The organism is Streptomyces sp. NRRL F-5135 (assembly GCF_000719775.1).
Classification (GTDB): Bacteria; Actinomycetota; Actinomycetes; order Streptomycetales; family Streptomycetaceae; genus Streptomyces; species Streptomyces hebeiensis.
The window spans coordinates 44,763-65,707 of sequence record NZ_JOHR01000025.1 but is presented as its reverse complement, the minus strand read 5'-3'; the positions used below and the strand labels follow the sequence as shown (position 1 = coordinate 65,707).

General features: G+C 72.4%; 18 protein-coding genes and 1 pseudogene. 11 read left to right on the top strand and 8 right to left on the bottom strand.

All coding sequences use genetic code 11. The features are described 5' to 3' along the window. Positions 1 to 147 precede the first annotated feature (147 nt). From IG02_RS0132005 to IG02_RS43220, 5 genes and pseudogenes are all read left to right on the top strand, one after another. Complete coding sequence (locus tag IG02_RS0132005; RefSeq protein ID WP_030755885.1) at positions 148 to 897, top strand: ABC transporter ATP-binding protein; 750 nt, start codon at positions 148 to 150, stop codon at positions 895 to 897. Next, positions 894 to 1,736, top strand: a complete 843-nt coding sequence (locus IG02_RS0132000; RefSeq protein WP_030755882.1) for an ABC transporter permease — start codon at positions 894 to 896, stop codon at positions 1,734 to 1,736. Before IG02_RS0132005 ends, IG02_RS0132000 begins: the two co-directional genes overlap by 4 nt. A gap of 43 nt (positions 1,737 to 1,779) precedes the next feature. Continuing rightward, the gene (locus IG02_RS0131995; protein ID WP_030755880.1) at positions 1,780 to 2,802 is read left to right on the top strand and encodes an ABC transporter substrate-binding protein; all 1,023 of its coding nucleotides are present in this window, start codon (positions 1,780 to 1,782) and stop codon (positions 2,800 to 2,802) included. Further along, a complete protein-coding gene (locus IG02_RS0131990) occupies positions 2,789 to 3,586 on the top strand; it encodes an ABC transporter permease (RefSeq protein ID WP_030755876.1) in 798 nt (265 codons plus the stop codon). Before IG02_RS0131995 ends, IG02_RS0131990 begins: the two co-directional genes overlap by 14 nt. Before the next feature lie 217 nt (positions 3,587 to 3,803). Next, positions 3,804 to 4,014: pseudogene (locus IG02_RS43220) on the top strand (sulfatase/phosphatase domain-containing protein); the annotation flags it as partial. A gap of 346 nt (positions 4,015 to 4,360) precedes the next feature. Here the strand turns inward: IG02_RS43220 and IG02_RS0131975 are convergent. The 3 genes from IG02_RS0131975 to IG02_RS0131965 form a co-directional block, all read right to left on the bottom strand. Then, a complete protein-coding gene (locus IG02_RS0131975) occupies positions 4,361 to 5,566 on the bottom strand; it encodes a glycosyltransferase (protein WP_063756878.1) in 1,206 nt (401 codons plus the stop codon). A gap of 151 nt (positions 5,567 to 5,717) precedes the next feature. Further along, entirely contained in the window at positions 5,718 to 6,920 is a 1,203-nt protein-coding gene (locus IG02_RS0131970) for a glycoside hydrolase family 88/105 protein (RefSeq protein WP_030755870.1), read from the bottom strand. A 426-nt stretch (positions 6,921 to 7,346) separates the two neighbouring features. Beyond that, positions 7,347 to 8,228, bottom strand: a complete 882-nt coding sequence (locus IG02_RS0131965; protein ID WP_030755862.1) for a peptidoglycan-binding protein — start codon at positions 8,226 to 8,228, stop codon at positions 7,347 to 7,349. 749 nt (positions 8,229 to 8,977) lie between these two features. On the opposite strand from IG02_RS0131965, the gene IG02_RS0131950 reads away from it, so the two are divergent. Then, positions 8,978 to 9,781, top strand: a complete 804-nt coding sequence (locus tag IG02_RS0131950; protein ID WP_234314988.1) for an oxygenase MpaB family protein — start codon at positions 8,978 to 8,980, stop codon at positions 9,779 to 9,781. 366 nt (positions 9,782 to 10,147) lie between these two features. Here IG02_RS0131950 and IG02_RS0131940 read toward each other — a convergent pair whose 3' ends face one another. From IG02_RS0131940 to IG02_RS0131930, 3 genes are all read right to left on the bottom strand, one after another. Continuing rightward, on the bottom strand, positions 10,148 to 10,732 hold the full coding sequence (locus IG02_RS0131940) for a hypothetical protein (RefSeq protein ID WP_030755855.1): 585 nt from the start codon (positions 10,730 to 10,732) through the stop codon (positions 10,148 to 10,150). Between the two features lie 114 nt (positions 10,733 to 10,846). After that, positions 10,847 to 11,650 (bottom strand): SAM-dependent methyltransferase, encoded by an 804-nt coding sequence (locus IG02_RS0131935; RefSeq protein WP_030755853.1) that lies wholly within the window; start codon positions 11,648 to 11,650, stop codon positions 10,847 to 10,849. 124 nt (positions 11,651 to 11,774) lie between these two features. After that, on the bottom strand, positions 11,775 to 13,196 hold the full coding sequence (locus IG02_RS0131930; RefSeq protein ID WP_030755851.1) for an amino acid permease: 1,422 nt from the start codon (positions 13,194 to 13,196) through the stop codon (positions 11,775 to 11,777). Between the two features lie 685 nt (positions 13,197 to 13,881). On the opposite strand from IG02_RS0131930, the gene IG02_RS0131925 reads away from it, so the two are divergent. Genes IG02_RS0131925 through IG02_RS0131915 form a run of 3 tightly spaced genes read left to right on the top strand, consistent with a single transcriptional unit; the run spans position 13,882 to position 16,216 of the window. Beyond that, positions 13,882 to 14,562, top strand: a complete 681-nt coding sequence (locus tag IG02_RS0131925; RefSeq protein WP_030755848.1) for an ABC transporter permease — start codon at positions 13,882 to 13,884, stop codon at positions 14,560 to 14,562. Beyond that, complete coding sequence (locus IG02_RS0131920; RefSeq protein ID WP_051765991.1) at positions 14,559 to 15,260, top strand: ABC transporter permease; 702 nt, start codon at positions 14,559 to 14,561, stop codon at positions 15,258 to 15,260. Before IG02_RS0131925 ends, IG02_RS0131920 begins: the two co-directional genes overlap by 4 nt. Next, entirely contained in the window at positions 15,257 to 16,216 is a 960-nt protein-coding gene (locus IG02_RS0131915; protein WP_030755842.1) for an ABC transporter substrate-binding protein, read from the top strand. Before IG02_RS0131920 ends, IG02_RS0131915 begins: the two co-directional genes overlap by 4 nt. A 315-nt stretch (positions 16,217 to 16,531) precedes the next feature. Here the strand turns inward: IG02_RS0131915 and IG02_RS0131910 are convergent, their stop codons facing one another. Further along, a complete protein-coding gene (locus IG02_RS0131910; RefSeq protein WP_030755840.1) occupies positions 16,532 to 17,503 on the bottom strand; it encodes an acetylxylan esterase in 972 nt (323 codons plus the stop codon). 214 nt (positions 17,504 to 17,717) lie between these two features. Continuing rightward, the gene (locus IG02_RS0131905; RefSeq protein WP_030755838.1) at positions 17,718 to 18,881 is read right to left on the bottom strand and encodes an ABC transporter ATP-binding protein; all 1,164 of its coding nucleotides are present in this window, start codon (positions 18,879 to 18,881) and stop codon (positions 17,718 to 17,720) included. A 173-nt stretch (positions 18,882 to 19,054) separates the two neighbouring features. Here IG02_RS0131905 and IG02_RS0131895 point away from each other — a divergent pair, with 173 nt between their 5' ends. Further along, the gene (locus IG02_RS0131895; RefSeq protein ID WP_030755835.1) at positions 19,055 to 20,353 is read left to right on the top strand and encodes an alpha/beta fold hydrolase; all 1,299 of its coding nucleotides are present in this window, start codon (positions 19,055 to 19,057) and stop codon (positions 20,351 to 20,353) included. Between the two features lie 256 nt (positions 20,354 to 20,609). Continuing rightward, entirely contained in the window at positions 20,610 to 20,933 is a 324-nt protein-coding gene (locus IG02_RS38520) for a DUF5133 domain-containing protein (protein ID WP_078855005.1), read from the top strand. Positions 20,934 to 20,945: the final 12 nt, after the last annotated feature.

The following is a 20,945-nucleotide window of genomic DNA, read 5'->3' as shown; positions in this document are numbered from 1 at the left end:
CGTGTCAACTCCGGCGTGGATACGGCCCGGACCGGGATCCGTAGCGATCTAGGAGTTCTTCGTGCAAGACCACCCCATACGCGTCGGCGACGGCCGGCGCCGGTGGACCGGAACCTCCCGGTCCGAAGCGGCGGGAGCGATCACCGCATGAGCGCGTTCCTGTCAGTGCGCGGCATCAGCAAGACCTACACCGCCGCGAACGGGTCGAAGGTGGTGGCCCTGGACGACGTGGACCTGGACGTGGCGGAAGGTGAGATCGTCGCCCTCATCGGCCCCTCGGGCTGCGGCAAATCGACACTTCTGCGCATGGTCGCCGGGCTCGACACCGATTTCGGCGGTGAGCTCGCCTGGACCGTCGAGCCGCGGCCCGGCAAGGACATCGGCTTCGTCTTCCAGGAGCCGGCGCTGCTGCCGTGGCGGACGGTGCGGCGCAATGTGTCCCTCGGCCTGGAGGCCCAGGGGGACAAGTCGCCGAAGGGCCGTGAGCGGGTGGGTGAACTGCTCGACCTCGTCGGCCTCACGGACTTCGCCGGCTCGTTCCCGAAGGAGCTCTCCGGCGGCATGCGCCAGCGCGCGGCCATCGCCCGCGCCCTGGCCTACGACCCGCGGATCCTGCTCATGGACGAACCGTTCGGGGCACTGGACGCGATCACCAGGGACCGGCTGCACGACGACCTGCTGCGCATCTGGGCGACGACGCGCAAGACCATCATCCTGGTCACCCACAGCGTGGAGGAAGCCACCTACCTCGCCGACAAGGTGGCCGTCATGACGGCACGCCCGGGCCGGATCAAGGCCGTGCACGAGGTGCCGCTCGACCGGGACCGCACGCCGAGGACCAGACAACTGCCGCGGTTCGCGGAGTTCGCCGGCATGCTCCGCCAGGAGCTGGAATGAGCACGGGCACGGTGACCCGCGGCCCGGCGCCCCGCGAGGAGCGGGACCGGGCGGGCGGCGGCGCCCGAGCGCGGAACCGGCCCGCCCGCGGATTCGCGGTACGGATCCTGACCACGGCCGCCTACCTGGCCGTCATCCTCGCCGCCTGGTACCTGTACGTGACCCTGGCGGACGTGCCGAGCTTCCTGCTGCCCGAGCCGGGCGAGGTCTGGGACGCCGGGCGCGAGCTGGTGACGGAGGGTCAGCTCTGGCCCCACCTCGGCTACACGCTGCGCAACATCGCGCTGGGCTTCGTCGGCGGCTCCCTGGTCGGCATCCTGCTGGGCTGGGTCCTGTGGGCGTCACGCACCGTCCGTGAGATCTTCGCGCCCTACATGGTCCTGCTCCAGGCCGCCCCCAAGATCGCGGTAGCCCCGCTGCTGGTGCTCTGGTTCGGCCTCAGCCTGACGTCGCAGTACGCGCTGATCCTGCTGCTCGTGTTCTTCCCGATGACTGCGGCCACGATGCTGGGCCTGCGCGACGTTCCCGCGGACGTCTCCACCCTGGGGCGGCTGCTGCACCTGTCCCGGTGGCGGTACCTGCGGACGATCCAGCTTCCCGCGGCCATGCCCGCCCTGCTGGCGGGCGCCAAGATCGCCGTCATCGACGCCATGACCGGCGCGTTCCTCGCCGAGTACCTCTCGGCCGACCGCGGCCTCGGCTACCTCATGGTGCTCGGCAACACCCAGAACGACACACCCCTGCTGATCGCCGCCGTCGTCCTCACGGTGGCGGTGGGCCTCCTCGGCTTCGGTCTCGTCTCGCTGGCCGAACGCCGGCTCCTGCGCTGGAGCCGGTGACCTCGTGCACGTATTAACCGTTCATTCCCTCACTAGGAGAAGCATGAAGAAGCTCAACCGTTCCGCGGCCTGCCTGGGTTCCGCCGCGCTGGTCGTGAGCCTGGTCAACGCGTGCAGCCCCGCCGACTCCGCGAAGTCGGAGTCGTCCGGGCCCAAGAAGGTCACCATCCAGATCGACGGCGCCGCGGTCCCGTACTACGCACCGCTCTACGCCGCCAAGGAGCAGGGGTACTTCGCCAAAGAGGGCCTGGACGTGAACTTCACGTACGCCCAGGGGTCCGACATCGTCAAGAACGTCGCGGCCGGCAACATCGACTTCGGTTTCCCGAACGGTGACTCCGTCGTCACCGCCTACGGCCAGGGCATCAAGACCAAGGTGGTCCACACCACCTACCAGCAGGGCATCGGCGCCCTGCTCTCCTCCGCGGACGCCAAGATCGAGTCCCCGGCCGACCTGAAGGGCAAGACCGTCGCGGTCACCGACCTCGGCAGCCCCAACTACATCCAGCTCCAGGCCATGCTCAAGAGCGCCAACCTGACGACCAACGACCTGAAGGTCAGGACCCTGGGCACCGGGGTGATCGTCGACGCGCTGAAGAACGGTCAGGTCGACGCGATCGTCTTCTCGCGGCTGCGCTACTACGCGCTGAAGTCCGCGGGCGTGGACGTCAAGCAGCTGCTCAGCGACTCGTACCTGCCGTCCTTCGGCAACGTCGTCGTCGCGAGCGAGGACACCGTCAACGACGACCCGGACACGGTCAAGGGGTTCGACAAGGCCCTCAACCAGGGGATCGAGTACACGATCAAGAACCCGGACGCCGCGGTCAAGATGTCGGTGGAGAAGTACGCCCCGTCGTTCAAGGGGCAGGAGGCGGACATCACGACCGTCATCAACGACCTCTTCGCCAAGAGCCTGTGGCAGTCGGACACGACCAAGAAGGACGGCCTCGGCGCGCCGGACGTGGCCCGCTGGCAGAAGGCGATCGACTCGCAGAAGGACTTCAAGCTGCTGGACTCCTCCTACAAGGCGGACGACCTGGTGGTGAAGCCGAATGACCTCGGCTAGCGTGTCCGCGCGCCCGGAGGAGGGCGTGGCCAGGACCGTCAGACCGCTGGTCGTCGGCGCGCTCTCGCTGCTCGGCGGGTTGGTGCTGTGGTGGCTGGTGACGGTGCTGTTCGACGTTCCCGCCTACAAGCTGCCGAGCCCGGGCGCCGTGGCGGCCCATGGCTGGACGCTGTGGCAGAACGGCGCGCTCACCGTGCACATCCAGCAGACGCTCGCCGAGGTGGTGCAAGGCGTACTGATCGGAAGCGTGGCCGGGGTGGTCCTCGCCATCGTCTTCGCCCGACTGCCCTGGGCGGAACGGGTGCTGATGCCCGTCATCGTGGTCGCACAGGTGACCCCGAAGATCTCCATCGCGCCCCTGATCGTGCTGTGGCTCGGACTCGGCATCGGCTCCAAGATCGCGCTCGTCGCGCTGGTGTCCTTCTACCCGGTCCTGATCAACATGATCACGCGGCTGCGCTCCGTCCCCACCGGCGTCGACGACCTGGCCAGGCTGCTGAAGATCGGTCCGGTGGCCCGCGCCATCAAGATCGACCTGCCGTACAGCCTGCCCGCCATCGCCGTCGGGCTGCGGCTCGGGGTGCTCCAGGCGGTGACGGCCGCGGTCATCGGCGAGTTCATCGGCGCCGAGGCCGGCCTCGGCTACCTGGAGAAGCAGGCGCAGGACAACGACGACATCCGGCTCGTCATGATCTCGCTGGGCCTGCTCTGCCTGCTGGCCTGGGCGCTGTACGCCCTGGTCGGACTGGTCGAGCGCAAGCTCACCGCCCGTTTCGGCGGCTGAGACCTTCGCGGCCGTACCGGGCATACGCCCCCGTACCGGGGATGCCGGTCACCGCACGGTGACCGGCACCCCCGGCCGACGTACCCGGGCGTGACCGACGCCGCGTGACCGGAGCCGCGGACGCGGCCCGTTCGTACCGTACGGGCCGCGTCGCCGTCCGCCGGTGCTCTTATGATCACGCCATGACCGACGCGGACCAGACCGGCCGACGGCACGCCGCTCCCTCGTCCCACTCGTACGCGGCGAACACCCCGACTGGCCGGGGGAACTGGTCGCCGAGTTCCACGGCCACCATTTCCCCTACCCGCAACGGATGATCCGGGACGACCGCTACAAGCTGGTGGTCAACCCCGAGTCGGTGAACGAGCTCTACGACCTGCTCGCCGACCCCCCATGAACTCAGCAACCGCCACGAGCACCCCGAACTCCGAGGCGGACCTCAAAGTGACCGGATCCACCGGCGCGGCGGGCCACGTGGTGGCCTGGCTCGACGTGTCCTGGCCCACCCAGGACGCCGAACCGCACCTCGGCGACAACACGGCCTCCGTGCTCGTACGGGACGCCCCGCGCGACGACTACACGGTCGAGACCAAACTCCGGTTCACCCCCGGCAAGGCCGCACAACAGGCGGGCATCGTCCTGTACGAGAACGACGACCGCCGGCTGAAACTCGTCCAGGCGGGGCTGCCGTTGGCAGGCGGGGACGGGACGCTCCTGCGCCTGTACGGACCTACGCCGGGCGCGGCGGCTGACACCGGGCCGGGGAACGGGCCGTCACGACCCGCCCGCTCCCCGGGCGTCGCCGCAGCCGAGGCCGGCCGGGCCGTCCAGGCTGTCCAGGTCGTCCAGCAGTTCGCCGGCCGTCGGGGTCGCGCGGGTTTCCGCCCCGAGACGCGCGGCCGCCGTCCGGTACGACGGCTCCTTGAGCACCGCCTCGACGGCCTCCCGGATCCGGGGGATGTCCGCCGGGCCGAGCGGCGCCGCCTCGGCCTCCGCGCTGCCCGTGGGCTCGACGGCCACTCCAGCGCCCGCCTCGGCCACCAGCCGGGCGTTCGTGGGCTGGTCCGCGAAGAGAGGGACGCAGACCAGCGGCACCCCGGCCGACAGGGCGCCGAAGACCGTTCCCGAACCGCCGTGGCAGACCACGGCGGAGGCGCCCGCGAGCACCTCGGCCTGCGGGACCCAGCGCTCCACCCGGACCTGGGGCGGGAGGGGCCCGAGTCGCGACACGTCGGTGCCGGAACCCACCGTGACGAGCACGCGCACGGGCAGTGTGCCGACCGCGTCCAGCGCCGCCCGGTACAGCGCGGGCGCGTTCGGCATGCCGCCCGCCTCGGTGCCGAGGGTGAGGTAGACCAGCGGGTCCCCGTCGCCGCCCCACCGGTCAGCGGACGGCTCCGTGCCGGGGGCCGCGGGCTCGTGGTAGCGCCGGGTCACCGCGTACGCCGAGGGGTCCACCGACGCCGGAAAGCGGGTCAGATACGGCGAGGCCCGCAGCTTCTCCAGCAGGTCCGCGCCGTACGGCTCGAGCACGGACGGCAGCACGGCATCGGTGAACAGCGAGAACCGCGCCGCCGTGACCGCGACGCGGGCATGCGGTATCCCATGGCGTTCCGCGGCCACCACCGAGGCGTACTCGTACGACTCGTGGAGCACGAGGTCCGGCCGCCAGCTCCGGCACGCCTCCTCCACCACCGGCAGCATCGAGGTCAGGTGCAGGCCCCCGAACACCTCCCGGGTGGCCACGATCACACCGGGGTTCACGGGGAGTGTCAACACGCGGGTCATCACGGGGCCCAGCACGGCCGGAGGCGGCTCCGGGCAGACACGGTAGGGCTGTTCACGGGCGGCCAGCACCGCTTCGAGCCGCGCCTGCGCGACGACGAGAACCTCGTCCCCGCGCGCCGCCAGCGCGTCGATGAAGGGTACGAGAGGAGTGAAGTGGCCCGAACCACCGGTGGACGCTAAAAGTACACGCATGGGCCGGAGGGTATGGGATCGGCCGTGCGGCCACAGGGCCGCATTCCGCCGAATTCCCGCGCCCCGGAGCCGGCCGCAACGCCCGGGCCCCGGGCGGCGCGTTCCCACCGCGGAGACGCGCCGCCCCGCGGCCCGGTGACGACCGGCGGCGTCAGTGCGCGAGCCGCTCGTTCATGAGCAGGAAGGCGCCGAGGCCGTGCAGGTCGTTGGTGTTGCGCCGACGGCCGAAGTAGTAGGCCAGGTCACCGACGTTGGTGCCTTCGCTGATGTCGGTGATGTCGGTCAGCCCGTCCGGGCCCGTGGTCACCTTCTCGAGGACGCCCGCGTAGCCGTCGCGTACCGCTCTCTTGTAGTGCCGCCCCGAGACGTACCCGTGCCGCAGCGCCGCGTGCAGCATCAGGGTGTACATGCTGGAGGCGGACGTCTCGGTCCAGTTGCCGGGGTCGGATCCACGGTCCACGACCTGGAACCAGCGGCCGCTGGACGGGTCCTGGTAGCGGACGAACCCCCGCGCCAGGTGCCGTACGTGGGAGACGAGCCCGGCCCGGGCGGGATGGCCGGCGGGCAGCAGTTCCAGCACCTCCACATGGGTCAGGGCGGTCCAGCCGATGGCCCGCGCCCAGAAGAAGGCGGAGGTCCCGGTGGCCGGATCGGGCTTCCACGGAGCGTCGCCGTCCGCGTCGTAGGCGTGGTACAGGAGCCCGTTCGAGGCCTTGAGGCGCGTGAAGTACACCGCGAGGTTCCGGGCCACCTCCTCGTAGGCGTAGTCCTCGTCCCCGTACGCGATGCCGTGGCGCAGCAGGAACGGCTGGGCCATGAAGACGCCGTCCGCCCACAGCTCGTTGGTCTTGCTCGTCGCATGCCACATGCCGCCGTCCGACGTGCGCGGATACGTGGTGATCCGGTCCCGTATCCGGTCGGCCGCCGTCCGGTACCGCGGATCGCCGGTCTCCCTGTGGAGGATCAGCAGCAGATTCCCGGCCTGCATCGCGTCCAGGTTGTTGAAGGTGCGGTCCATACCGCCGTCCTCGTCGACGAACCGGTCGACCCAGCGCTTGATGTAGGCCAGGTACGAAGGGTCCCCGACCCGCTGGTACACCCGGTACACGCCGTAAAGGAACAGCCCGCACGTGTAGCCCCAGCCACCGAGCGTCGCGGGGTCGGGATGCCGGGCGATGGCGGAGTCCACCACCGCCCGGGACAGGTCGGCGACGGCTCCCGCCGCGCGGACGGCGTCCGGGCCGTCCGCGCGCGTGGCGTCCCGCACGCCCTGGGCGTGCGCGGCGGCCAGCGGTGGCAGGAGGGCGCCGGTGAGGCCCAGCGTGCTCGCGATGACGGTTCTGCGTCCGATCACTGGATCTCTCCTTGGGGATCAACGCTCATGTGGATGGTGCCCGTGGGCCGGTGGCACCGGCCGGTGTCCGTGGTGCGGCGGTACGGCGTTACGGAGGTACGGCTTTTGTGACAGCGCGACGACGCGGACATCGGCCCGTGTGCCGTCGGCGCGTCGACGGCGGGCACGACAGGTGTGCAGCGGCCCCACCGGCCGGTGGGGCGGCCGGTGCACGCATGGCCCATAGCGTAGGGATCTCCGAGCACGGGCACAGGGGCGCGTTTCCGCCTAACTTCGCGCGCTTCCCCGCGGGCGGCGGAGGGCGGTGGGCACGAGGCCGGCGGACGGTGGGGCAACGCTCCGGGAGCGCGCTCTCGCGGCACAGCCACTGCCGCCCGCCGACCCCACGCAACCGGGCCACCGGTGAACTCTCCGTACAGTGCCGTCTCACACGTTCGGCACCTTCAGCTTCTCCCAACTCGCCTTGCCCGGAATCCCGTCCGCGTCGCCTCCCGAGTAGCCGAGCTTGCGCTGCCACGCGGCGTACGACGTACGGTCGGCCTCCGTCCACTCCGGGCCGGGACCGACCTGGTAGCGGCCGCAGCCCTCGGCGACCAGCCGCTTGCCCATCGCCGTGATGACGGCACTGCGCCGGCCGGTTGCGAAGAACGCGGCTCCCGGGAACGGCTCGTACCGCGCCGGGGGCTTCGGCCCGGCCGGCGGCGGGCCGTCCGGCCTGCGACCGAGGCGCCCCGCGATTCTGGCGCGCATCGAGTCCATGGTGAAGCCACGCGGATCGATCTTCCCGGGCTGCCATTCCTTGTGACCGATCACCGAGCGCTGGGTCCAGCCGTGTGCGCGGCAGACCGCCGCGGCGGCCTTCTCGATCGCCAGCAGCTGGGCGGCCGGCCACGGGTCCTTGCCGTCGCCCAGGTTGACGCACTCGAAACCGTAGAAGTGGCGATTGCCGTCGGTGTTGGCCTCGTTGTCCGCCGGCAGCGCCGATTCGTTGATCACCGCGCGCAGGACGTCGTCGTCGCCGAGGCCGGCGTGGTTGGCCCGTCCGTTGCCGACGAGATGGACCGATCCGTCCTTGACGATCACGCCGTGGCACAGCGGGCCCGGCAGAGTGGAATGGCCGTTGTAGCAGAGTTCCACCGAACTCCGGGTGCCCGAGGACACGGTGTGATGGATCATCACACCGTTCACCGGCCCCCACGCACCCTTGTGGTTGCGGTTGTGGGTGCGCCAGCTTCGGTGCTCGACGACCCTGAGCCCCTCGTCGCGCAGGGCTTTGAGCAGTTTGTCGGCGGTCAGGGGCGTTGCCATCGTGGTGGCTCCTTCCGAGCGTACGGTGCTGTGTCAGTTCGCGGGCCGCTGTCCGTGCCGTTCGCCTCCGGGGACGGCCGGCTCGGAGTACACGAGGACACCGTCCTCCAGCGGCAGCCACCGGCCCTCCACGACGCGCGCCGCGCCGTCCCACCGGCGGATCGGGCTCTCCGATGAGCCGCACGCGCCGCCCCCGGCGGTCGAATTTCGACCCGCGGCAGCGGCAGCGGCTCGCCCCGGCTCAGGGAGGCCGTGTCGGCGGACCCGGCCAGGTCGCCCACGTTCAGGTACGGATTGTCGTCACTGCCGAGGGGAGCCAACTCCTGCCGGGTGACGCCGAGTTCGTATCCGGAGAAGGTCACCGACCCGTTCGGCCGCCGGGAGCGCGCCGCCATCCGCGCCGTCGGGGCGTGCGCCGTGACCCGGGCGTCGAACGCGACGCGGACCTGGTCCTGCGGCGGGCCGGCCGACTCGTGAGCGCCTCCCGCGAGTCTGTTCTCGAGTCAAGGAAGGGTCAAGGTGTCAATCTGGTCATTGAGTGATCACTTGTTCCGAGATGCCGGGGAAAGGCGTTCGGTAGGGTCGACGCATGTGCTGCCCGGGGGCGGGGCGCGGGCGAAGACGGGGTTCCCGGAGTGCCCCGAGGGCCGCGTCCGACGCTCCGGCCCCACGGATATGCTGGTGGTCGCCGCCGTCCGGTGACGGCTCGTCGGCGGCCGGCAGTCGTAGGGGAGAGGACCGTCGAGCGCATGAGGACCGACGAGGACGAGCGCCGGGCGCACGCCGTCTACCGGCACATGGCACTGGTCGACTTCGCCGACGACCTCCGGCTCGGACTGAACCTGGGCTTCTACCGCACCTTCGCCGTACCGTCCATCGCCGCCGTGCTGACGGGCACCGGCAAGATGGTCTCCCGGCCCCGGGTGCGGGCCAAGGCCACCGGCGAGCTGATGTACACCCTGATCGAGCACGGCCTGGACACACTGCGGGGCCGCGCCGCGATCGACGCGCTGAACCGGCTGCACGCGCGGCTCCCGGTGGGTCAGGAGGAGTTCGTCTACGTCCTCGCGGCGTTCTGCGTCGCCCCACTGCGGTGGATCGACGGCCACAGCTGGCGCCGCACCACCGAGGAGGAGAAGGACGCGGCCCACCGTTTCTACGCCGGACTGGCCGAACGGATGGAACTGACGGGGGTGCCCGGTTCGTACGCGGACTTCGCCCGGTGGATGGACGACTACGAAGAACGCGTCTTCGCCCGCACCGAGGACGGACAGCGGCTGTACGGCGCGACACAGGCACTGCTGACCGACCGGTTCCCCGGCGCGCTGGCACCCGTGGTGCGGATGGCCTCGAACGCGCTGCTGGACGACCGGCTGCGCGCGGCCTTCGCCGCCCGGCGGCCCGCCTGGCCGGTACGGGGCCTCGTCGGCGTGGGCCTGGCCCTGCGCCGGGCCGGGCTGCGGCGCGCGGCACGCGCGACGGCCCACCGGAGGCCGACGATTGATCCGGCGGCTCCTTCCTCCACGGACAAGGCCGCCTCGGACAGGGCCTGATGGCCGTCGGCCCGGCACACCGAAGCGGAGCGGTGTGCCGGGCCGACGTGTGCCGGGCCGACGGGCCGCCACCGGGACCACCGACGGCCTGACGCGCGTGGTCCGGGCCGTGGCGCAGGAACCGGGAACCGGCGCGGACGTTCGGGCAAGGGCCTGTGGGCTCCCTCCTGCGAAGCCCCGTCACACGGACCGGTTCGACGCCGAATCCCCTGACGGGGCCCCGTCCTACGAGGTCTCGTCCTTCCGGTCGCTCTTCCGGTCGCTCTTCCGGTCGCTCTTCCGGCCGGCGCTCGGCGCGCCGTCCTGACTCGTGTCCTGATCGGCGGACTGGTCGTCGCCCCGTCCGTCGTCCCGTTCGCCGTCCTCTCAGTCGTCCTCGAAGTAGGCGTCGAGAACCGCGTCCAGGTCCGCCGTCCATTCCTTGAGCAGACGCCTGGCCGGTGCCTCGACATCGGCCTCGTACCACCGGCGGGGCCCGGTGTAGACCGTGACGGCGAACCGGCGCCCGAATCTGGGCGTGTCGACCTCGACCGCGCCGATCTCGTCCCAGCCGAACTCGGCCTCCTCGCCGTCCAGCCGGAAGGTGACGCCGGTCCGGTCCGCGATGATCGCGGCGCGCCGGTCGGAGACCTCGAAGGCGGGCCCGGTGCCCTCTTCCGCGCCGGATTCCTCGCCGCGGGACTTCTTCCCGTCCGGCTCGGGCTCCCCGGGCTCCTGTCCGGGGCCGTCCGCGCCGCCGGACCGCTCCTCGGCGCCGGGATCCTGCTGGGCGGGCTCTTCCCGTTGAGCCTCGTGTGTGTCGCTGTCGTCGGGCCGCCGCTCGGCCACCTCCTGTTCGGGGTCCGGTTCCGGCACCGCGGCGGGGCGCGGTGCGGTGAGGCCGGGGATGTACGCGGGATCGGTCCCGGCGCTGTGCAGGGGCGGGGTGATAGGACCTATGCTCTGCTCCACGACAGGCAGTATGGCCGATGAAGCTGTGCCGTCGCCGCCGGGTGGGTACGGCGAACGGCACGCGGCGGGCGGTGCGCGGCGGATGAGACGCGGCGGGTGGAGCGCGTCCGCCGCTCAGTTCTTACGGGCCACGCCCACGTACAACGGCAGTTTCTCGTCACCGCTCTTGACCGAGCCGGGCTCCGGGTGCCACAGCGGGCCGACCGTGACGCCCGGTTCGAGCAGTTCCAGGCCGTCGAAGAAGCGCAGGAACTCCTCGCGCGAGCGCACCTGCGCCGGGGTTCCGGCGTTGCGGTAGATATCCACGATGCGGGCCCAGATCTCCGGTTCGAAGTCCCCGGTGACATGGGAGAGCACGACGTAGCTGCCGGGGGCCATGGGCGTGAGGAGTTCGTTGACGATCCCGATGGGGTCGTACTCGTCGGAGACGAAGTGCAGCAGGGCCACCAGGGACAGCGCGACGGGCTGCTCGAAGTCGAAGAACTCCCGGGCGGCGGCCAGGATCTTCGCGGGCTCGCGGACATCGGCCTCGACGTACTCGATACGGCCTTCGGGCGTGCCCCGCAGCAGAGCCTCGGCGTGCCGCAGGACGATCGGGTCGTAATCCGTGTACATGACCCGTGCGGCGGGCGCGACCCGCTGCACGGTCTGATGGAGGTTGGGCTGGGTCGGGATACCGGTTCCTATGTCGAGGAACTGCCGCACCCCCAGGCCGGCCAGCCTGCGGGCCGCACGGTGCATGAACGCCCGGTTGAGCCAGGCGCCTTCCTTGATGCCCGGGTAGAGGGACACGACCTGTTCCGCCGCCTCCCGGTCGACCAGGTAGCTGTCCTTGCCGCCCAGGTAGTAGTCGTACATCCGGGCCGGGTGCGGCCTGCTGGTGTCGATCCGGTTCGAACCGTTTCCGTCGCTCGCCATGTCAGGCCTCCAGCTGGTGTTTCCCTTGCCGACGCGGGCGGCACCGGGCTCCGCGTCCGGCCGCGCGTGATCTGGCGACAAGTATGCGGTACGGCATGGGAAGCCGCCGATTCGGCCCCGCCGCCTACGAGTTGACAGGGCTCTGCCGCGCGCGCAGCTCCCGGACTCCGGCCACCGCCAGCACGAGTGCCGACGCGCCGAGGGACCACAGCAGCTGCGGGCGTGCCGTGTCGTCGGTCAGCATCAGGACGAAGACGACGGCCATCGCGGCGAGAGTCAGCCAGGTCAGTCCCGGGAAGAACCACATCCGGAGGACCAGCCGCTCCGGGGCCTCCCGTTCGATCCGCCGCCTCAGACGCAGCTGGGAGACCGCGATCAGGGCCCACACGAACAGCAGCACCGCCCCCACCGCGTTGAGCATGTAGAGGAAGACCGAGTCCGGCCACTTCAGGTTGAGCAGGACGGAGACGAAGCCGAAGGCCACGGACGCGAGGACCGCCTGCCGGGGCACCCCGCTCACGCTCACCTTCAGCAGGAACGCCGGCGCCTCGCCGCGCTCGGCCAGCGAGAAGATCATGCGGGACGATCCGTAGAGGTTGGCGTTCAGCGCCGACAGCAGCGCCACGAACACCACGATGTTCATGATCTGCCCCGCGGAGGGCACACCGATCCTGTCGAGGACGGTGACGTACGGGCTCAGCCCCGCCTTCTGTGCCGTCCAGGGCAGGGCGGTCACGATCACCAGCATCGAGCCGACGTAGAAGAACAGGATCCGCAGGACCGAGCTGCGCACCGCCCGGGCCACCGAGCGCACCGGGTCGTCGGACTCGGCCGCCGCGATCGTGACGACCTCCAGTCCTCCGAAGGCGAAGATCACGGCGAGGACGCCGGAGACGACGCCCTGCCAGCCGCCGGGCAGGAAGCCACCGTGATCCGTGAGGTTGGCGAGGCCGACCGGTTCGGTGTCGGGCAGCACCCCGAAGATCGCGAGCAGCCCGAGGGCCAGGAACGCGACGATCGCGAACACCTTCAGCGCGGCGAACCAGAACTCGAACTCGCCGAAGTTCCGCACGGCCGCCAGGTTCGACCCGGTGAACAGCACCATGAAGCCCAGTACCCACGCCCACTGCGGAACGGCCGGGACCCAGCCATGGGCGATCTGCGCCGCGCCCGTCGCCTCCACGGCGAGTACGACGACCAGCAGGAACCAGTACAGCCAGCCCACGCTGAACCCGGCCCACCGGCCGAGCGCCCGCTCCGCGTGCACCGAGAACGACCCCGACGCCGGCATCGCGGCCGACATCTCGCCCAGCATGCGCATCACGCACATCGCGATCACGCCCGCGATCAGATACGAGACGACGATCCCCGGCCCGGCCAGCGCGATCCCGGCCCCGGACCCGACGAAGAGCCCGGCCCCGATGACACCGCCGAGTCCGAGCATGGTCAGATGGCGCTGTTTGAGCCCGGCGGCCAGTGGCTCCTCGGCCGTCCCCCTTCCAGGGGCGGCCTTGGCTGATGTGTCGGACGGAATCTGGTCATGCATGAGGGGGCAGGCTGCTTTCCTGGGTCGCGAGGTGTGGATGAACGCCTCAGTGTCCCCGGGGGCTGCCCTGCCGGGCAAGACGGCCCTGTCCTGCGGCGCCGGGGCCCGTGGGGCCGTGGCAGCCCGGCCCGAGGCCCACGGGGCCCCTCCCGGGCCCGGCCGGTCGAGCAGGCCACCGGCTGGGTGGGCCCGGGTCCGATGGGCGGAGCCCACGCGGCCCCGGACCGGCCGGGCTCGGCCCCGGACCGCCGGTCCGCCCTGCCCCGGCTCGGTCCGCCCCGGTCCCCAGCCCCGGCTCGGTCCGTCCACCCGGCGCTGGTCGGGTCCACCCTGGTCGGGTCCGTCCCGTACCGTCCGCCCTGGTCGGGTCCATCCCGGCGCGTCCGGTCCCGGCCCGTCCGGCCCCGGTCCACTCGGCCCTGATCCGGTCCCGCCGACGCTCGGGGAGTGGTCCCCGGGTCGGTGAGCCCCGCGCCGGTTGGTTCCCGGCCCGGTCGGCCCTGCCCCGGCCGGCGCGCGCGGCCCCCGGCACACACGGCCCCTCGGCGCGTGCGGTCCCGGACGCGGCCCCGGCACGGCGGCACCGCGTTCCGTCATCGCGCCGGGCGCCCCGCCCGGCCCCGCACCGCCCCCGTACGGGCCAGTACGGCGCGCGGCGGCCCGGAAACGCGGCTGCAATGGACGGGTGACCGCGCCCCCGGACGACTGCCTCGCGCGCAACGAGTGGATCTGTGGCGCCTATCTCACCAGCCGCCGCGGCGTCCTCCGCGACGCCGTGCTCCAGCACCTCCAGCTCACCTCGGCGGCCCTCGCCCTCGCCGTCGTCATCGCCCTGCCCCTCGCACTGGCCGCCCGCCGCTGGAGGGGACTGGCCGGGCCCGTGCTGGGGCTCACGACCGTCCTCTACACCGTCCCCTCGCTCGCCATGTTCTCGCTGCTGCTGCCGGTGTACGGGCTGTCCGCCTCGCTCGTGGTCGCCGGGCTGGTCCTCTACTCCCTGACTCTCCTCGTACGCAATCTCCTGGCCGGACTGCGCGCCGTGCCCGAGGAGATCCGGCAGGCCGCGCGGGGCATGGGCTACGGCCCCCTCCGGCTGCTGCTCGCCGTGGAACTGCCGCTCGCGCTGCCCTCCGCCATGGCGGGGCTGCGGATCGCGGCGGTCTCCGCGGTCTCCCTCGTCACTCTGGGGGCGATCGTCGGCTACGGCGGACTCGGGAACCTCATCTACGCCGGCATGAACACCTTCTTCAAGGCGCAGGTGCTCACCGCCACCGTGCTCTGCGTCCTCCTCGCCGTCGTCGCCGACCTGCTGCTGCTCGCGCTCCAGCGGCTGCTCACGCCCTGGGCGCGGGGCGCGCCGCCGTGACCGTGCTCGGCGCGGCCTGGTCCTGGCTGACCACCGCGGCGCACTGGGCGGGCGAGGACGGCATCGGGCACCGGCTCGTCGAGCACCTCCACCTCACCGCCGTCTGCCTCGCCCTCAGCTGCGCTCTCGCGCTGCCCGTCGCGCTCGTCCTCGGCCATCTCGGCAGGGGAGGCGCGCTGGCGGTGACCGTGTCGGGCGCCGGCCGGGCCGTCCCCACGTTCGCCGTGCTCGTCCTGTTGCTGCTCACCCCCCTCGGCGGGTACGGCCAGTGGCCCACGGTCGTCGCGCTGGTGCTGTTCGCGATCCCCCCGGTGCTCGCCAACGCGTACGCCGGGATACGAGGTGTCGACCGCGAGGTCGTCCAGGCCGCCCGCGGGCTGGGTATGACGGCACGTCAGATCGTGGTCCGGGTCGAGGTGCCGCTCGCCCTGCCGCTGATCCTCACCGGCGTACGGATCGCAGCCGTCCAGCTGGTGGCCACCGCGACCATCGCGGCCCTGGTCGGGGGCGGCGGCCTCGGCCGGATCATCACCGCGGGGTTCCGTCTCGCCGACACCGCTCAGGTGGTCGCCGGGGCCGTGCTCGTCGCGCTGTTCGCGCTGCTGGTGGAGGGCGTCTTCGAGGCTGCGCGGGGGCTCGCCCCGCGCCGGGCCGGTCCGGGCCCGGCCGGCCGGAGGGCCGGGGGAGGACCGGGGTGAGGGGGAGGCCACCGCGGGTCCGTACCGTCGTCGCGTGCCTGCTGCTCGCCTGCGCCGCCTGTGCCACGGGCCCGTCCCTGGAGAACCGGGGCGAGATCACCGGGTCACCCGGCGACAGCGGACATCTGACGATCGGCTCGGCCGGATTCACCGAGAGCGATGTCCTCGCCCAGCTGTACGCGCTCCTGCTGAACCGGGCCGGCTACCACACCCGCCTGCTGTCCGTCACCAACCGGGAGATCTACGAGCCGGCTCTGGAGAGCGGCCGGATCGACGTCGTGCCCGAGTACGCGGCGACTTTCGCCGATTGGCTGAACGCCAGGACCCACGGCCCCGACGCCGCGCCCGTCGGCTCGCCGGACCTGGCCACCACGATGCGGGCCCTGCGCGCGCTGGCCGCCCCGCGCGGACTGACCGTCCTCCCGCCGGGCCGGGCGGTCGACCAGAACGCCTTCGCCGTCGCCGCCTCGTACGCGCGCGAGCACCGGCTCAGGACGCTCGGCGACCTCGGCCGCTCGGGGCTGCCGGTACGGCTGGCCGCGGGCGACGAATGCGTACGGCGGCCCTACTGCGCGCCCGGCCTGCGAAAGACGTACGGCATCCACGTCACCGCGATCGATCCGAAGGGCGTGGGCACCACCCCGGCCAAGAAGGCCGTGCAGGACGGTCAGGACCAGATGGTCCTGACCACCACCACGGACGCGACGCTCGACCAGTTCGGCCTCGTGCTCCTCGCGGACGACCGGCATCTGCAGAACGCCGATCACATCGTGCCCGTCGTCAACCGGGCCCGCGCCGGGAGCAAGGGCGTCACCGGGGCACTGGAGCGGCTCAACACCGAACTGACGACCCGGGACCTGGCCCGGATGAACGAGGAGGTGGACGGGTGGCGGCGGCTGCCCGAGGACGTCGCCAGGGGCTATCTGGAGGCCAAGAGGCTGATCCCGTCCGGCTGATCCCGTCCGTCTGATTCCGTCCGGCTGAGCGCTTCGCGCGGGCGCTCGTACGAGGTAGGGGGAGGCGCCCGTGGTGACCGGCCCCGCGGCCGGCCCCGGACGGGCGGCGGCGGGGCCGGGGTGCGGGGGGCGTCGCGCCGTGAGCGGCCGTCAGGTCCCGTGACGGCGCACAGCCGGGCGTCCCCGGGGCGGGCATGCCTTCCCGGAGACGGTGCTCCGTGGTAGCAAGCGCTTTCCCTGCCGGAAACCTAGAGTTGGTGCGGCGCTCCGGTCAAGTGCCGTGCACGGCCGCGACGGTGATCCGCCCCGGGGGGCTCAGGCGGTCAACCTCCCTGGCAGCCAGTCCAGTTGGACGGCCTGCTGGAACGGTCCGCCGCCCTCGTGATCGTTGAAGTCGTACACCTCGATCGACTTGTCCTGGTGCGGGTAGGCGTTGAAGGCGCCGAAAACCGTGGAGGGCGGGCAGGTCAGGTCCTCCAGAGCCGTCGAGAACAGCGCGGGAGCCAGGCCGCGCGCCGCGAAGTGCACGCCGTCGAAGTAGCTCAGCGTGCGCAGGGCGGTCTCCGTCCTGCCGCGGTAGGTCTTGAGGTAGTTGCCGATCTCCCGGTAGGGGGGACGGTCCGTGATCGCGGTCGCCCGGGGGAAGTCGCACAGGAACGGCACGTCCGGGGCTATGGCCGCCAGGTCCGGCACCAGACCGCCCACCGCGAGGGTGATACCGCCGCCCTGACTGGTGCCCAGCGCGGCCGTGCGAGAGGCGTCCACGAGCGGATGGGAGCGGGCGGCCTCCACGGCGCGCACGGCGTCGGTGAACAGCCGCCGGTAGTAGTAGGTGTGCGGATCCTCGATGCCCCGGGTCATGAAGCCGGGGAAGGACGACGCGCTGCCCACCGGGTCGGGGGTGTCCCCGCCGTTCCAGCCCGCGCCCTGTCCGCGCGTGTCCATCACGAAGTGCGCGAAGCCGGCCGAGGCCCAGAGCAGGTGCGTGTGCGGCAGGCCGCGGCCGCCGCCGTAGCCGAGGAACTCGACGACCACCGGCAGCGGTTCCCGGGCGCCGGCGGGCAGGACGAACCAGCCCTTGACGGGGTGCCCGCCGAACCCGGCGAACGTCACGTCGAACAGCTCGACCGTCCGCAGCGCCGTGGGCACGCGCTCGAACCGGGCGCCGAGGTCGTGTCCGCGCGCCTCGGCGAGCGTCTTTTCCCAGAACTGGTCGAAGTCCTCCGGCTCCACGGATCGGCTCCGGTACGCGCGGAGTTCGTCGACGGGCAGGTCGAACAGGGCCATGCGGGACCACCTCGGTCGGAAGAAGAGCGGATCGCCGGAAAACACAGGGCGGATGTCACCGTACGACCGCCCGGCGGGGGCGCAGAAGACCGTGGTGGGCCCGCAGGGGCGAGGGGGGCGCGAGGAAGCGGGACCCGGCCGCCGCGCCGGGTCCCGCTGGACTACGGGTGCCCCCGGCCGGCCGCCGCAATCCGCGGACCCGGCCCAGGGGGGCCTACGCGTCCGACACCGAGTCGAAGTCGACCTCGTCGCGCCCGACGCCCCGGGCGTCCGCGTCGACCGAGCGGCGCAGCGCCTCGTGCAGCTTCGCCGGCGTCAGCACCCCGAGGAAGCGCGCCCCGTCGAGCACCGCCACCCATCCCGCGTCCTGCTGGAGCATCTCGCCGAACGCCTGCTTCAGCGGCGACCCGAGCGGCACCCACGCGTCCATCCGCCGGGCGAGGCCCCCCACCGGCCCCCGCTCGCCCGCCCCCGCCAGCGCGTCCGCCGAGACCCACCCGTGCAGTTCGCCGCTGTCGCTGAGCACCACCGCCCAGCGGGCCCCCTCCGCGCGCATCCGCGCCGCCGCCTCCCGCGCGGGCTCGCCGGTCCTGGCGACCGGCGGTTCCTCCAGGTCGACCGGTTCCACTGCGGTGACCGAGAGCCGCTTCAGGCCCCGGTCCGCCCCCACGAACCGGGCGACGTACGGCGTGGCGGGCGCGCCGAGCACCACCGCCGGCGTGTCGTACTGCTCGATGCGTCCCTCGCCGTACACGGCGATACGGTCACCCATCCGTACCGCCTCCTCGATGTCGTGCGTCACCAGCAGCACGGTCTTGCGCACCGTCGCCTGGAGCCGCAGGAACTCGTTCTGCAGCCGCTCACGCACCACCGGGTCCACCGCGCCGAACGGCTCGTCCATCAGCAGCACCGGCGGATCGGCTGCCAGGGCGCGCGCCACCCCCACCCGCTGGCGCTGCCCGCCGGACAGCTGCGCCGGGTACCGCGGCCCGTACACCGCCGGATCGAGCCCCACGAGGTCGAGCAGTTCGGCGGCGCGGGCCCGGGCCCTGGCGCGCTTCCAGCCGATGAGGGCGGGCACGGTCGCCGTGTTGTCCAGCACCGTCCGGTGCGGGAACAGCCCGCCCTGCTGGACGACATAGCCGATGCCGCGGCGCAGCAGGACGGGATCGGCCCCGCGGACGTCGCGGCCCGCGACGAGGACGCGCCCGGAGGTGGGCTCGATCAGCCGGTTCACCATCATCATCGTGGTCGTCTTGCCGCAGCCGGACGGGCCCACCAGCGTCACCAGCTCGCCCTCGGCCACCTCGAACGACAGGTCCCGCACGGCCGTCGTCCCGTCCGGGTAGACCTTGCCGACCTGCTCGAACCGGATCATGGCCTCACGCTAGGAGCGGCCCCGGTGCCGCGCACACGGGCGGGACCGTCCGAGTCACGCGTCCGGCGGCCGGGCGCCGTACGGACAGGGCGGGGTGCCGCCGGCCCGCCCCCGTGTGCTGAACTGTCCGGGTGCCGGCGCCCCCACCGGGGCGGACCAGAACAGGAGCAGCATTGACCAGCTACCGCCAGCCCGGCGTCGTCCTCACCGACCACTACTTCGAGGTGCCGCTGGACCACGACGACCCGACCGGTGAGCACATCGAGTTGTACGCGCGCGAGGTCGTCGCCAGTGCCAAGGCGGACGCCCGGCTGCCCTGGCTGGTGTACCTGGAGGGCGGGCCCGGCTTCGGCGCCCGCCGCTTCATCGGCCGGCAGGCCTGGCTGGGCCGCGCGTTGCAGGAGTTCCGCGTGCTGCTGCTCGACCAGCGCGGCACCGGCCTGTCCACCCCGGCGGACCGGCAGACCCTCCCGCACCGCGGCGGCCCGCGCGAACAGGCCGACTACCTCGCGCACTTCCGCGCCGACTCGATCGTGCGCGACTGCGAGAGCATCCGCCCCCGGCTGACCGGCGGGGCGCCCTGGACCGTGCTCGGCCAGAGCTTCGGCGGCTTCTGCGCCACCCGCTACCTCTCCACCGCGCCCGAGGGCCTGGAGACCGTGCTGATCACCGGCGGACTTCCCTCGCTGGACGCCACGGCCGACGAGGTCTACCGCGCCGCCTATCCGCGCATAGCGCGCAAGGTGGAGGCCCACTACGCGCGCTACCCGCAGGACATCGCGCGGGCCCGGCGGATCGCCGAGCACCTGACGGACCACCGCACCGTGCTGGCCGGCGGGTACGTCCTCACGCCCGAGGCGTTCCAGTCCCTGGGGATCATGCTCGGCGGCGGTGACGGCAGCCACCAGCTGCACTACCTGCTGGAGAACGCCTTCGTACGGACCCCGGGCGGCCCCGCGCTCTCGGACGCCTTCCAGGAGGGGGTGGCGGCGGCGCTGTCGTACGCGGGCCATCCGCTGTACGCCGTGCTCCACGAGGCGATCTACGCCCAGGACGCGCGGCCCACCCAGTGGGCCGCCGAGCGGATCCGCGGCGAGTTCGCCCGGTTCGACGCGGCCAAGACGCTGGCCGGCGAGGCACCGCTGTACTTCACCGGCGAGAGCGTCCACCCCTGGCACTTCGAGACCGACCCGGCCCTGCGCCCGCTGCGCGAGACCGCGGACCTGCTGGCCGCTCGTACCGACTGGGCACCGCTGTACGACGCGGCCCGCCTCGCCGCCAACGAGGTGCCGGTCGCGGCGGCCGTCTACCACGACGACATGTATGTCGACACCGAGCACTCCCTGCGCACCGCGCGGGCGATCCGGGGACTGCGCACCTGGGTGACGGACGAGTTCGAGCACGATGGGGTGCGGGCGGGCGGCCCGCGCGTTCTGGACCGGCTGCTGGCCCTGGCCAGGGGAGAGGACTGACGTCCGCGGACCGGACGCGTACGACGGCCCGGCACCACGGTCGCGCGCGGCGCCGTCGTACGCGTACGGCCGTCCGCGGCGTGCGGATGCGGCGACGGGGGAGCGGAGCGACAATGCCTGGTGGGGGACTGGCGTCACGCTGTCCGCGACGGCTCGCCGCCCACGGCGCCCCACCGGTCCCCGGACACGCCGTCCTCGCGACCCGGGCCCGTGAGACCCGGGTGTGCGAGCGGAGACGAGTCGGGAAGTGGTGCACATGCTGCTACCGGACAGACACCTGGTCGCCGATCTGCTGGGCCGCTACCGGTCCTGGGAGCGACTGGTGCTCGCCGACCCGCTGGACGAGCCCACGCGCAGACGGTTCGAGGACGTGGCGTACACCCTCTGTGTGCTGATGGGGCAGCGCACGGCGCGTGAGGCGATCTGGCAGGCCGAGACCTATCTGCGCCGCACCGGGCCGGAGCCGGCCACGTCGGAGCGGACCGCTCCCGAGTCCCCCGCGCCCGAGCCGAACGCGCCCGGTCCGGCCGCCTCACGAGGGGCGGAGCCGGTGGCCCCGGGCGTACGGGACGAGCGGTAGGGACACGGGCGA